Source organism: Streptomyces sp. JLSY215 (assembly GCF_059682825.1).
Genome location: NZ_CM185022.1, coordinates 8506232 through 8518977, shown reverse-complemented (window position 1 = coordinate 8518977; position 12746 = coordinate 8506232). Strand labels below are relative to the sequence as shown.

The 12746-nt window shown below is 71.8% G+C and carries 11 protein-coding genes; 1 reads left to right on the top strand and 10 read right to left on the bottom strand.

Features of this window, described 5'->3' with window-relative positions:
* Positions 1-233: 233 nt before the first annotated feature.
* Complete coding sequence (locus AC5677_RS37475; protein WP_497196901.1) at positions 234-1079, bottom strand: class I SAM-dependent methyltransferase; 846 nt, start codon at positions 1077-1079, stop codon at positions 234-236.
* 551 nt (positions 1080-1630) lie between these two features.
* Between AC5677_RS37475 and AC5677_RS37470 the strand changes: the two genes are divergently transcribed.
* Positions 1631-2830, top strand: a complete 1200-nt coding sequence (locus tag AC5677_RS37470) for an MFS transporter (protein ID WP_497192349.1) — start codon at positions 1631-1633, stop codon at positions 2828-2830.
* A gap of 47 nt (positions 2831-2877) precedes the next feature.
* Here AC5677_RS37470 and AC5677_RS37465 read toward each other — a convergent pair whose 3' ends face one another.
* The 9 genes from AC5677_RS37465 to AC5677_RS37425 all read right to left on the bottom strand — a co-directional run bounded on the left by AC5677_RS37465 (position 2878) and on the right by AC5677_RS37425 (position 12660).
* Positions 2878-3546, bottom strand: coding sequence for a DUF5825 family protein (locus AC5677_RS37465; RefSeq protein ID WP_497192348.1), 669 nt, complete (start codon positions 3544-3546; stop codon positions 2878-2880).
* Positions 3534-5474, bottom strand: coding sequence for a RiPP maturation radical SAM C-methyltransferase (locus AC5677_RS37460; RefSeq protein ID WP_497192347.1), 1941 nt, complete (start codon positions 5472-5474; stop codon positions 3534-3536). The genes AC5677_RS37465 and AC5677_RS37460 overlap by 13 nt, the downstream gene beginning before the upstream one ends.
* A 19-nt stretch (positions 5475-5493) precedes the next feature.
* On the bottom strand, positions 5494-6462 hold the full coding sequence (locus AC5677_RS37455; protein WP_497192346.1) for a phytanoyl-CoA dioxygenase family protein: 969 nt from the start codon (positions 6460-6462) through the stop codon (positions 5494-5496).
* Positions 6456-7427, bottom strand: coding sequence for an NAD-dependent epimerase/dehydratase family protein (locus AC5677_RS37450; protein WP_497192345.1), 972 nt, complete (start codon positions 7425-7427; stop codon positions 6456-6458). Before AC5677_RS37450 ends, AC5677_RS37455 begins: the two co-directional genes overlap by 7 nt.
* Positions 7427-8626: a glycosyltransferase family 4 protein gene (locus AC5677_RS37445; RefSeq protein WP_497192344.1), complete on the bottom strand. Its 1200-nt coding sequence runs from the start codon at positions 8624-8626 to the stop codon at positions 7427-7429. The genes AC5677_RS37450 and AC5677_RS37445 overlap by 1 nt, the downstream gene beginning before the upstream one ends.
* Positions 8623-9486 carry a class I SAM-dependent methyltransferase gene (locus tag AC5677_RS37440; protein ID WP_497192343.1) on the bottom strand — a complete coding sequence of 288 codons (864 nt, stop codon included), beginning with the start codon at positions 9484-9486 and terminating at the stop codon, positions 8623-8625. Before AC5677_RS37440 ends, AC5677_RS37445 begins: the two co-directional genes overlap by 4 nt.
* Complete coding sequence (locus AC5677_RS37435) at positions 9483-10253, bottom strand: class I SAM-dependent DNA methyltransferase (RefSeq protein WP_497192342.1); 771 nt, start codon at positions 10251-10253, stop codon at positions 9483-9485. Before AC5677_RS37435 ends, AC5677_RS37440 begins: the two co-directional genes overlap by 4 nt.
* Positions 10254-10333: 80 nt before the next feature.
* Complete coding sequence (locus AC5677_RS37430; protein WP_497192341.1) at positions 10334-11554, bottom strand: YcaO-like family protein; 1221 nt, start codon at positions 11552-11554, stop codon at positions 10334-10336.
* Positions 11551-12660, bottom strand: a complete 1110-nt coding sequence (locus AC5677_RS37425; RefSeq protein WP_497196900.1) for an aKG-HExxH-type peptide beta-hydroxylase — start codon at positions 12658-12660, stop codon at positions 11551-11553. Before AC5677_RS37425 ends, AC5677_RS37430 begins: the two co-directional genes overlap by 4 nt.
* Positions 12661-12746 lie beyond the last annotated feature (86 nt).

Here is a 12746-nt window from a genome sequence, read left to right as displayed (position 1 = left end):
CCGCGCTGATGCCGGTCGACGCCCGGTGCTCCCCTTGTTCCACCTCGACGCCCACCGCTCGTGGCATCATCCGCCGTCCGTCACTGTGGCAGCCGGCCCGTTCTGAGCGCTTCCGAGGCCACAAGGTTTTTCGGATTCGCCCCTGCTCCAGGGGGCGGCACCGAGGCCCACCGCTGTCCGGAGTCGCCGAGGAACAGGCTCTGGAGGGTGGAGGCTGGAGGCTGGAGGCCACGTCATGGCATGGACCGTTGCGCGGTGACAGTGAAGTAGTCGAGGATGCCTGCACGGTAGGCCCGCAGGAAGTTGCGAGGCCAGGTGCCGGGCTCCCACATGCGAGCCAGCCAGCGGTCCCAGCCAGGCCACACCGAAGGCCCGATCGAGGTGGCACGAACCCCCGTCAGTCCGGCCCGTTCGAGGCTGCTGGTGAGCGCCGGAATGCTGTGTGCGACGTCCAGGCCGGTGGTGTAGGTGTCAAGCAATGCGGCCAGCCGCTCGGGGTGGGCCGGGTCGTCATCGGGGACGAAGAAGCTGGCGATGACAGCGCGGCCGCCGGGCCGCAGCACGCGTGCGGCCTCCCTGGCGAATGCGTCGAGGTCGCGGAAGTGCTGGGCGGCTTCCACGCTGTACAGGCAATCGAAATCTGCATCCGCGAAGGGCATGCTTTCGGCTGCGCCCTGCGCGAAGCGCAACTTTTCGGGGCGGTGTGCCAAGAGATCGGCGTTGGCCTGTTCGGCCCGTTTGAGCTGCTGCGGATGGATGTCCATGCCGGTGACGTGCGCGAAGCCGTACTCCTTGAGCGCAACGGCGCAGCCGACACCCAGCCCGGAGCCGACCTCCAGGGTCCTCGGCCCCTCTGCGGGCGCCAAGGCGGCGAGCACGTGGCGGTACATGGCCTGCTGGCTGCTGATCCGGTCGTCTTCGGTCAACGGCTGGTCGAGGTCGATGCCCTGCCAGTGGCCGAAGTTGATAAACCCCCCGCCGAACAGGGACATCGAGCTGAGATCGGCCGGACCGTACGCTTCCTGGACGGCGGGTGGGATCGGGTACGGGGTCGGGGTCGTCCCGGAACACTGCGTCATCTGCACCTCCGCGATGTAGAGCGCGCCGCCACGGGGCGACCGCACACCCAGTCCTACCCATCCGCAGACCGCCCAGCGTCGGCGCGCCTTCCACCTGTTGCCCCGCCGAGGTCAGCCCGCCACCGCCGTGGGCGCCGACGGGCGGTGCTTCGTCGAGTTCGGACCAGGGAACTCGGTCAACGGCAAGGTAGATGGGGCGAGTTGGCCGGACCCGACACGGGGCCGGAGCCACTGGGCGACGGCCGAGAGACGGGCCTCCTGGGCGTCGTGGAGTTCCTTGCCCTGGGCCATGCCGTAACGGGGGCCGGTGGGACCTTTCGGGAGGGACGACACGTCCCGCCGTCGCCCGCCGTCTGCCGGAAGCTCCGGCGCCGGTCACTCCGTAGACTGGTTGTCGGTCCTCCGAATGTCGGCATCCGGTTGGCGACCGCAAAGCGTCGGGTCAGTCTTGGCCGGTGAGTTCCCACAGTGCCATCGAGCAGTCGGTTCAGAAGTCGGCGTATGTCTCTCGCCGGGATGTCGCGCTCCACTCGGCGGCATCGGGCATCACCATGTGCGGCGACATGATCGCCAACAGTGCCGTGCTGCTCCACGTCCACGCGGTCGAGCCCGGCGAGTGGCCGGTCACTGTCCTTCTCGCCGGTAACGCGTTACTCATGGTGGCCACCGCCCCGCTCTCAGGGCGGATGACGGACGCCATCGACAGCCGGCGCCTGCTGACAGGGGCGTCCCTCCTCGCAGCAGTGTGCTGCGCTGGTGTCATGTCCGCGTCCGGGTTCGTCGAGCTCGCGGCAGCCGTCGCTGTGCTGAACGTCATGTCGGGGCTGAACCTGACGGCCCTGAACGCGCTGCTGCCGGTGCTCGCCGGCAAGGGGCGCATTGTCAGAGCGGCCTCCCGACAACGGACGGCCATACTGCTGGGAGGAGGAATCGGCTTCGCGGCCGGCGGCACGCTGTTCGGGCAGTACGGGCTGGACCTGGCCATGACGGTGGACGCGGTGAGCTTCCTGGCTTTCGGCGCATGCTGCACGGCCCTCCACGGCCGACGCGGTGGCAGGCCGGCCCGCGAAAGCTGCGGTGAGCGGCGGACGGACTCACCGGATCCGGCCCGTCCGTCTGCGGGGCCGCGCAGTCAGATGTCGCCGCTGGGCTTCGGCGGAGTGCTGTGGCTGCTCGTCGTCGGCTCGGCGGCGGTTGGTCTGTTCGTCTCCAGTACCCACCTCACGCAGGTGTTCTTCCTCAAGGACCAACTCGGTCTCGACGACACCGGGTACGGGCTCGTCAGCGCCTGCTGGATGGTGGGGATGGTCGCCGCGGCCCCCCTTATGGGCCGTGTCCCTGAACGTGTCCCGGTGCTGGCCACGGTAATGGTGATGTGCGAGATGGCGACCGGTGCCGCAATCGGGCTGTGCGGGCTGCTGGCGACCGTGCCCGCGGCGGTGCTGTGCTACGTCGTCGCCGGCTGCGCAAGCAGTGCCCTGCTGGTCACCCGTGGGGCCCTGATGCATGTCCTCACACCCGAGGAGCGGCGCGGCCGGGTCGTGGCCACCGGTGCGTCCCTGCGGGGGCTGTCCATGGTGGCGGCACTGTTGCTCGGCACCGCGCTCAACGAAACGCTCGGCCCCGGGAACGCCTTCGTCGCTGCGGGTGTCGGTTCAACGCTCGTCTCGCTCACTTGTGGTCTCCGGCTGTGGAACCTGACCCGACCGCCCGCCGATTCCCCTGGCCGCGTCGGGCAGGCCGCCGCCTGAGGGGCGGACTAGGGCCTGTCCGGCGGATATCAGTGCGGGGCCGACCGTCAGAACAGCATCGCCGGGAAGGGCCACCGGTGCGGCCGGCACGGCAGCCAGAGGACATGGGGGCCGACAGCGAGGAGCCAATTCCGGCGGAGCCAGTCGGCGGGCAGGTCCGCCGGGAGGGCCTGGGCCGTTGTACCGTCTGCGGCCGTGTGCTGTGCGGAGAGGGCCGCAGGCCCGTCCAACAGCTCCACTCTCGCGGGATCGCCACGGTGGTCGCGGATCTCGACGAAACCGGGCCCCTTGCGCCAGATGCACATGCCCGGCAGGTAGGCGGCCCGCCATGCCCGCAGCGCGTGCCCGGCGCCCTCCTTCGGTTGTCCCGCCAGGTGCAGGTGCCGGGGCGGCGTCAGATGGCCGAGCCGTCTCCAGTCGTCGGTCGTTCGCAGCCGTACGGACCAGTCGACCGGGATACCCATGCCGGTCAGTTCGCGTACCACGGCGAGGCGGCGCACCGCGGTGGCCGGGGCAGCGGCGCCGGTCAGGTCGACGGTTCCGTGCAGGGTCGCGTGCCTGGCGCCTGCCCGGAAGTGGTCGAGGGCCCAGCCGTCCAGGGGCCCGCACGGCAGCGGTGTATGCCATGTCGCGTCGGTATCTGTGTCCGGTGGCCGAGGCCTGTAGTCACGTGACCATGTGAGGAACCCGGCCGCGGTCTCCTTCATTGTGCGCATTCCTCCTCGCGGGGCTGCCGCAGCGTGGTGTCGCCCGGCTTCCGTACGGGCAGGCGGAGCAGTTCGGCGTTGGTGGCACGCGGCACGACATGCACGACCTGGCCGTTCTCGCAGAACAGCAGGCCCAGTTCGCGCCAGTGGTCCAGGAGCTGCTCCACGCGAGGCTGCTCGGCGCCCAGGCGCCGGGCCAGACCCTTCGGTGTACGAGGGTCGTCCAGCAACCGGAACGCGGCCACCTCGGAGGGGTCGGTGAGCCGGAGCACCGACCAACGGAAGTGCGGTCGAGTGTTGACCAGTTCGATCACCTCACCGTCGTCGTGCCGGGTGAGGCGGGCCGTCGGGTGGCCCTCTTGCCAGGTGCGCAGGGCGCGGTCGAGACGGGTGGCCGTTTCGGGGCCGATGCCTCGCTCCGGGGTTTCGAACAGGTAGGCCAGGGCGTGGAGTTCCGCTTCGGGGAGATCGTAGGCGAGCGCGTACCGCGGATCGGGGCGCAGCTCGGGGAAGCCCAGATCGGGCCGGTCGAAATAGGGGCTGAAGCGCTCGACGCGCAGGCGTCCCGAATGCCGTGCGGGCTGGAGGTGGTGCAGTACGGGGAACTGGTCGATCACGCCGTCGTAGTGCTCCGGCGCCTCGCCGGGAAATCCGTACAGGTAGTTCCATGAGACCGTCAGTCCGGCTTCCTCCGCATCCCGCAGGAAGCGCACATTGAGGCAGCCGGTGACCCCCTTGTCCATGATCGAGAGCACTCGGCTGCTCAAGTTCTCGATGCCGGGCTGGACGTGCACCATGCCGGCGGCCGCCAGGCGCCTGAGGGCGGCGAGGCGGAGGTTGGACTTGATCTCCACGAACATCCGGAGGTCATGGCCCGCCTCCGCGAGCAGGGGCAGGGCGGTGTTCAGATGGGCGGGGCCGAGGATGTTGTCGACGACCCAGAAGTCGAGCGTCCGGTGGCGTTCGGCGAGCCGGATCACCTCGTGGGCGAACGCCTCGGGCGCCTTGGCCCGGAACTCCATGGTGGATCCGTTGAGTCCGCAGAATGTGCAGTGGTGCTTCTCTCCCCACCAGCAGCCCCGCGACCCCTCCACCACCAGCGTGGGCGCGACCCGCTGTGCCACCGGCGAGCGGGCGAACCGCTCGAAGTAGTCGTCGTAGCTGGGGTCGGCGATGTCCGCCGGGGACAGCGGCCCGGTCGACAGCGGCTGGACGACGCTCTGCCCGTCGGCCGAGCGGTGGCATACGCCCGGCAGTCCGGACAGGTCGGGCAGGTAAGGCAGGCCGGGTGGCTGCGCACTGCCTGATGCCGGACCGCGCGGCCGGGCCCTCCGCAGCCGTTCCAGCAGGTGCGGGAAGACCAGGTCGCCCTCGCCCCGCACCACGACATCCACCCACGGGAAGTTGCGGTGCAGCGCCGCCCCCTGCTCTCCTTCGCAGTTGGCGCCGCCGAACACGGTCACCACGTGCGGCAGGTCCCGCTTGAGGCGGCGGGCCACGGCCAGTGCCGCGGTGTTCTGCTGGAACGTCGAGGTGAAGCCCACCACGTCCGGCCGCCACCGCTGGATCCGGCGGGCCGTCAGCTCGGTGAAGTCCGGTGCGGCGCTGTGCAGTCGGCGGGCCAGCCGGTCGGTCCGGGCGGGCAGGTCGAACTGCTCGGCGTACCGGTCGATGTGCCAGTCGGGGTCGTCGTAGAGCGCGGAAGAGAATACCCAGTCACCGAGGCCCTCTTCGTAGGTCCGCAGCGCGAAGAAGGAGTAGTCGTCGAAGGTGAAGTCACCCTCCGCCATGGCCTGGTCGAGGTAGTCCAGATTGGCGTACAGGGTCGCGACCTCCGCGTCCGGAACGGCGGCCCGGACCGCGGAGGCCAGGATGCCCAGGGCCAGCGAGGGCACCTCGACCAGTGCCCACGGCATGTTGACCAACAGGACGCGCATGGCCTCTCCCTTCGGGGATTCAGCGGTGCCCGGTCACGGTGCGCAGGGCATCCCGCAAGCCCGCGGTGGTGAGTCGGGAGCGCCACGATGCGAGAGGTTGCCAGCGTGTGCCGCAGAACCGTGGATCGTGGTACGGCACCCAGCCGGTGCCGTGCCGTGGGTAGCGCGGTGGCCCCAGGCACAGGCGTTTGGTGAGCACGAAGCGGGTCGCATCGGTGTCGTTCGGTTGTGAGGCGTGCAGATGGTCCCCGGCGAACAGCAGGATGTCCTGGGCGTCCATCTCCACATCCACGGGATCGCCGACGTCCTGGCCGGGCAGCAGGTCCCAGCCGTCGTGTCGCAGCGGGCGGCGGTACGCCCGCGGGTAGAACAGCAGGCCGTTGCCCCGTTCCACGCGGGTCAGGGCCATCCAGAGGTTGATGGAGTTGACCGGTGTGTTGAACCACGAATCGACATGGGCGTCGCGCGGGGTGAGGAACCCGGCGAGGCCGTCCGGGGCGCCGCCGGGGGCGATGGAGGAGCGCGGCGGCATGATGCGCACCCCGAGGTGGTCGCTCAGGTATGTCCGTCCGGGCTGGGGTGTCAGCGCGGTCGTGAAATCCCGCAGCACCGTGCCGGCGAGGGGCCGGATCCGGGTTTCCAGGTCGGTGCGGATGCGGGCCGTGAGGGCGGTGTCCGCGTGTCGGTGCAGCTCCTCGAGGGGGCGGTCGGCGGCCGGGCTGTCCGGCAGATACGTGTCGAGGGCCGCACGAACGTGCCGTAGCAACGACTCCCCTGCGCCGAGGTGCGCCATCCCCCCTTTGAGGAGCACCAGCCGGCCGTCGAGGACGGCGCGCAGCGGGACCGGGAGGGTGCCGTTCAGACCCGGGGCGCGGTGCTCCCGCGGGGCGTCGGCCGGGCGCCGGGACGGCTCGACGACATGCAGGTCGGCGGCGCGCGGCGGAGGCGGGGCCGGGTGCCGTTCCGCCGGCTCGGACCGCTTCACCACGGTTCGCCTCCTGTGGGTGCCATCCGGTGACGGTGATCGGGCGGAGCATGCTGTCCGGCCATCTCCGCCAGTCCCTCGCGCAGTCCGACCGAGGGCCTGAAGCCGAACGCCGCCCGCGCCAGCCGGATGTCGGCGCCGGTGTGCCGGGCGTCGCCCGCGGACGCCGGTCTGCGCACCAGGGCGATGGGGCCCACCAGGCGTTCGACGGCGGTCACCGCCTCGTGCAGGGTCACGGCACTTCCGCCCCCCAGGTTCGCCACCCCCGTGAACCCGGACTCGGCGGCATCCCGCATGGCCCGTACGACGTCGTGTACGGAGGTGAAGTCGCGGGTCTGGTTCCCATCGCCGTACAGGACGAAGGGCCTGCCGGCGGCCGCAGCGGCGATGAGCCGGGCGAACGCCATGTCGGGGCGTTGTCTGGGTCCGTACACGGTGAACAGCCGCAGCGACACGGCCGGTACGCCGTACGCCTGCCGGTACACCTCGCACAGCCGCTCACCGGCGAGTTTGGTCACTCCGTAGGGCGAAACCGGCTGGGGGCAGACGGTCTCCGCGGTCGGGAAGGAGGAGGCGTCGCCGTAGACCGACGAGCTGGAGGCGTGGACGAGTTTGCGCAGGGAGCGGGCGCGGACCGCCTCTAGGAGGCGCTGGGTCGCGAGCACGTTGCGCTCGGTGTAGAGGGCGAACTCCTTCCCCCAGGAGGTGCGTACGCCGGGCTGGCCGGCCAGGTGGAAGACGGTGTCCACACCGTCGAGCAGCGGGGCCAGGTCCGCCTGGAGCAGGTCCGCGCAGTGCAGGGTGAAGCCGGGACGCAGGCGTGCCGACACCAGATTGCGGGCCTTGCGTGCCGGGTCGTAAGTGTCGGTGAAGGCGTCGAGGCCGATGACCGTGTCGCCGCAGGCCAGCAGGTGGTCGCACAGGTGGGAACCGATGAAACCGGCCGCGCCGGTGACCAGCGCATGCATCAGCGTCCCCCGCCGTCCACCGGGGCGAGCGCGGGCAGGACCCGGTCGACGCGGGCCCGCCAGGTGTACTCGTCCCGCGCCAGCCGCCGGGCCGCGCCACCCAGGCGCGCCCGCCGTGCGGGGTCCGCGGCCAGATCCCGGACCGCCCGCACCCACGCCTCGACGTCGTCGCACGGACACAGCACGCCGGTGACCTCGTCGGCGAGCACCTCCCTGAGCACCGGCAGGTCCGATGACACGATGGCCTTGCCGTGCGCCATGTACTCGAAGAACTTCATCGGTGACACCCAGCGGCTGATGTCCCCCACGCCGCCGCAGCACGCCACCCGCTGCTGGTAGGGAGCGAGCACGATGTCGAAGGCCCGGTAGTACGGGTGCAGCCGGGCCGGGGGCTGATGGCCGTGGAAGTACACATTGGGTGTGCGCGGACGGGCGCGCCAGTGTGCGAGGTCTTCGGCGGTGCCGCCCACCAGGTGAAAGTCCACCTCCGGCAGCAGCTCGGCGACCCGCAGGATGAGATCGGTGCCGCGGCCGGGGTAGAGGTGCCCCACGTATCCGACCGAGGTCGCGTCCGGGCGGCCGGGCAGCGTGGCCGCCGGGCCGTCCGGCGGCGGATCGGCGCAGTCGGCCGCGGCCACCAGCTCCGGCCCGTCGGCGGCGCGGAGTGCGGGGAAGGCACGCCGGTAGTCCTCGGCGAGTGCCTGCGAGACGAAGACCACCCGGCGCAGGTTGGGGTGCCCGAACAGCCGGCGTTCGACGGCTCGTGTGCGGCGGTCGTCCCAGAGCAGATGCGTCTCGTACACGGTCGGGGCGAGCGACACCGAAGCGGCCAGCGCGTGCAGATCGCGCCCGTACAGCAGGTCGGGGGGCGTGCCGCGGCGCAGTGCGTGTCGGATGCGCAGCGCCCGCAGCCAGGGATGCGAACGGCGGGCGGACGGTCCGGCGACGGTGCGCACCGGGAAGCGGTTACGGGTCCCGTAGTAGGCATACAGGTCGTCGGCGGGCGCGGTGCCGGGCAGGGCGTACAGGGTGACGTCGTGCCCGGCGTCGGTGAATGCGTCGCACATCCGCATGACGTGCACCCCGTTGGCGTAGACGGAGGGGATGCTTCCCGAGTGCAGGTAGGCAAGGCGCATGGGCGGGTCGGCCTCCGGGATGGGGAGTACGGAATCGCGTCGGGCGAGGGGCTCCGGGCTCACCGGCCGGGCTCTGGTGGGTCGTGTGGTCTGCGGGCGCGCAGGGAGAAGGAGAGCGGCATGGCCGGCAGGCCGTCGGGCAGACGCCACCAGCCGTCCGCACCGCGCTGCATGAACGGGAGCATGCGCCAGCCGACGAACGGCCATTCGTGGAGGAATTCCAGATGGAGTCCGGCCTTCAGCAGCGAGGTGACGATGTCGCCGAGCGAGTGGCCCCAGCCGTACTCGGCCTCCGGGATCCGGGTCCCGGGGACGGAACAGGGGCTGCGGTACTCGAAGGCCAGTGGTTCCGGCTCGCCGAAATAGGAGTAACGAGGCTGTAGTCGGGGAGCGGTTGCGGTGTTGTCGAACGTCCAGGCAACGGGGTGGCTCTCGAAGACGTAGAGCAGGCCGCCCGGCGCAAGGTGGTGGGCGGCCACGGCGGCCCAGGCATCCAGGTCGGGGAGCCAGCCGAGGACGCCGTGGGAGGTGTAGACGATGTCGAAGGTGTCCTTGAGCACGTCCGGCAGCCGCAGCACGTCCGCCTCCAGGAACGTCGCGCCGGGCGCGACGTCGGCGGCGAGCGAGCGGGCGATCCGTACGGCCTCCGAGGAGAAGTCGACACCGGTGACGCGGGCCCCGAGCCGGGCCCAGGACAGGGTGTCGAGGCCGACGTGGCACTGGAGATGGAGCAGGCTACGGCCCTCGACCGGGCCCACCTCGGCCCGTTCCAGCGGCCGCATCCGGCTCTCGCCGCTGGTGCGGAAACCCTCGAGGTCGTAATCGGCGGAGGCCGCCTTGAGGGGCGTCCACTGTTCCCACAGACGCCGGTTGGCGGCGACGTACCGCTGCGGGTCGCGCGCGTGCGCGGGGTGGGCGGTCATGCGGGCAGCTCGTAGACGGAGACGTGGTAGGTGCTGGTGTCCTTGAACGGGGCTCCGGACCAGCCGCCGCAGCGTCGTCGCAGCCGCAGCCCGGCGGCCTCCGCCATCAGGTCGAGTTCGCCCGGGGAGGCGTAGCGGAAGGTGACACGCGCATGGCGAAGACGCCCGTCGTCGAGGACCACGTAGTCGGAGGTGTACGTCTGGGTCGCGGGGTGGAGAGCGCGGGTGCGCAGGACGAAATCGGTGTTGCGTGCGTCCACCGGCTGGGTGCCGTTGGAGACGGTGGCGAGCGCCTCGGGCAGGTGCGCGTCGAGGACGAACAGCCCTCCTGGCAGCAGGTGTTGGGCGGCGGAGCGGAAGCAGCGGCGTTGCGCCTCCTGTGTGGTGAGCTCAGCGAAGGTGCCACCGGCCGCGTAGACGACGGAGTGCCTTCCGCGTTCCGCCGCATCGGGCGGAGCGGAGAAGTCCCCGAGGGTGACCGGTATATCGGCCCCTCCTGCCTTGGCGTGCAGCCGCGCGGTCATCTCCGCCGAGGCGTCGATGCCGTGCACCGCGTACCCGAGCGAAGCGAGGGGGATGGCCACCCTGCCGGTGCCGGAGCCGAGTTCGAGGAACGGTCCGTGCGGGGCGTCCTTGGCGAGGGAGACCAGGAACTCGACCGTGGCGTCGGTGGCGGCATGTGCCGCGAACCAGTCGTCGTAACGGTCCGCGAAGGCGGCCGCGTAGGGCGGCTCCGGTCGGGTCCGGTCAGGGTGGTGTGGTGGCATCGGCGGGCCTTCCGGGATCGCGGGGGGGGGCGGCGTCGGCAGGAGGGAGTGGAGGGAAGGAGGCGGATTTCTGGCTGCTCTCAGCCGAAGGGGTGCGGTGGCACGTTCGCCACAGCGCGCGCCGGCAGTGGCCGGGCGCCGGGGGCCACCAGCCGCACCACGGTGACCTCGTCGCGGGCGGGTCCCGTGGAGCACTCGACGGCGACGACGTCCAGGCCGGTGTAGCGAGCGAGTTCGGCCACCGGGGAGCTCGGTCGGGTGGCGTTCCCGTCGGACACGGTGCCCGGGGCGGTGCCGCTCAGCCACCACCGCAGCGAGTCCTGACGGCGGTACGCCCACAGCGCGTGTTCGAGGCCGGTGCGTGGCACGCCGGTGCGGTCGAGCGTCGAGCGAGCCCGTTCCGCCGCCGGTACGCCCATGCTCCAGCGGACCATCAGCGCCTCGTCGGCCGCCTTGGCGAGCGCCGGTCCGTCCGCCGTCGCCCCACAGCGGGCACCGAAGCTCTGGTGCCGGCCGTCGGCGGCGTGCAGGCAGACCACGACGGCGGCCGTCCCGGCGGGCGCGGGCGGTAGCAGCGCGGTGGCGTGCAGGCCCTCGCGGGTGAGCAGGTTTCGCAGCCGGTCGGGGAGACGGGGCAGCGCGTCAGTGCGTTCGGGCGGATGCCGCAGCGGATCACACCAGCTGCGCCGTATCAGTTCGCGCTCCAGAATCTCCCAGGCGGCGTGGTCCACCGCCGACTGCCACCGCGGATGAGCGGCGACACCGGTCGATCCGGCGCGGACGGTGGCCGTACATCCGACGGGCGGACGGTGGTGCAGGAAGGCGGCCCCGGCGGGTACCCATACCGTGCGGTCGTCGAGCAACGAACGTCCTGTGCACCACAGTTGGCGTGCCTGGCGTGCCTCGATGGGCGTGTCCGGCGTCCACACCGCCGGGTCGAGCGCCGGTACGCCCCGGCGGCGCAGCTCGTCGTACGAACAGCGCCGTACCAGGCGCACGGCTCCTTGCTCCGCGGCACCGTCGGCGGCCCGCTCCGCGGCACGCCCGGTGAGCACGTTCCCCATCCGCTCCAGCAGCTCTCCCCTCGCCCGTACGGCGGTGCCGTCGGCCGGTCCGCCGGCCGCGCTGCCCACCAGGACGGGGCTGCCGCCGGTCGCGCTGGTTGCCGCGAAGACGCGGGAACGGGCGGCCACCCGGGCGAAGACGGTATCGGGGCTGTGGAGGTACGGGGAAAAGACCTCGGGAACCCAGTCACGGGTCGCCGGGTTCGTACGACCACCGGCCGGTGACGTGGCGGTCATATGCGGCCCTCGTCCGCCCGGTCCGCCGAGGGCCCCGGCCCCCGGTCGGGGACCGAGGCGGCCGACAGCCGCCCGACACGCTCTTCCTCGCCCCGCAGGTACGCCTCGGCCGCCACGAGCACGTCGTAGCCGTGGCCGGTCAGGGCGGCTCGATGCCGGCGCAAGGTGCCGGTCGCCTGGTGGGCGGCGCCGACGAGATGCACCAGGCGGGCGCGCACCGCCTCGTAGGCCGACGGCGGGTCGTCCGGTGACGCCCCGCATGCCGACGGCACGCCGTCCGGGGGCGCGCAGCGCGCCGGCGACGCTACGGCACCGCTCCCCTTGTGCCCCTCCAGCAGCCTCCGATACAGCATCACCTGCCGTACGAGCACCACCATCTGCTGGAACAACCCCGTGAAGGGCCGAGGGTCGGCACGGAGCGGTGTCATCACCGACTGGGCGGCAGCCGCGGAGCCGGCCACGAAGGGTGTGCTGAGCGAGGCGGCATTGCACCGGGTGTGGGTCCCCTCATGCACAAGCGCGTCAGCCATGCGGATCCAGCCGGGCAGGCCGTCGCGTCGGTCGCCGAGCCGACGTGCGTGGACAAAGATCGCGCCGTGCACGGCGAAATCGGTGAACCCGTCGATCGCCCCTCCCTCCAGCAGCGCAATCTGGGTCACCCCGGTGCGCAGCTCCGCCATCATCTGCGGCCAGAGCGACGCCAGCCGTGCGACGGCCTCGGCGAAGACCGCCTCCTGTTCGGGTCGCCACGCGTGCACCCATGACCGCCGCGCCGCGGCTCCGTCGTGCGCCCCATCGGGGCCGTCCCCGCGCGGGGGGACGGCGGCGAGCGCCCGCGCGACCGCCTCGGCGAGATGCGGCTGATCACTCGGTAAGTCCACCGGCCACTGCGGGCCGGCCGTCCGAGGCGCTGGAATCAACCGGCGCAGCGAGGCCGCGTCGAGCGCGTCCTTCGGGCGCCCCTCGCGCTCCAGGCGCTGTGCCCGCTGCCCGGCGCGCATGACGGCGGGGTGGCGGGGCACCGGCCCGGCGGCCCCCAACGCGGCTTCGACCGTCCGCCACACGGCGTCCTCGTCGCGGCTCGCCGCCGCCGGATCGGGTGTCACACGCAACGTTGATCTCCACGGTTCGGCCGTATGCGGGTGGGCGGGGAAATATCGGGACGGCGTAGAGCGGCCTGCTGTATGCGGGC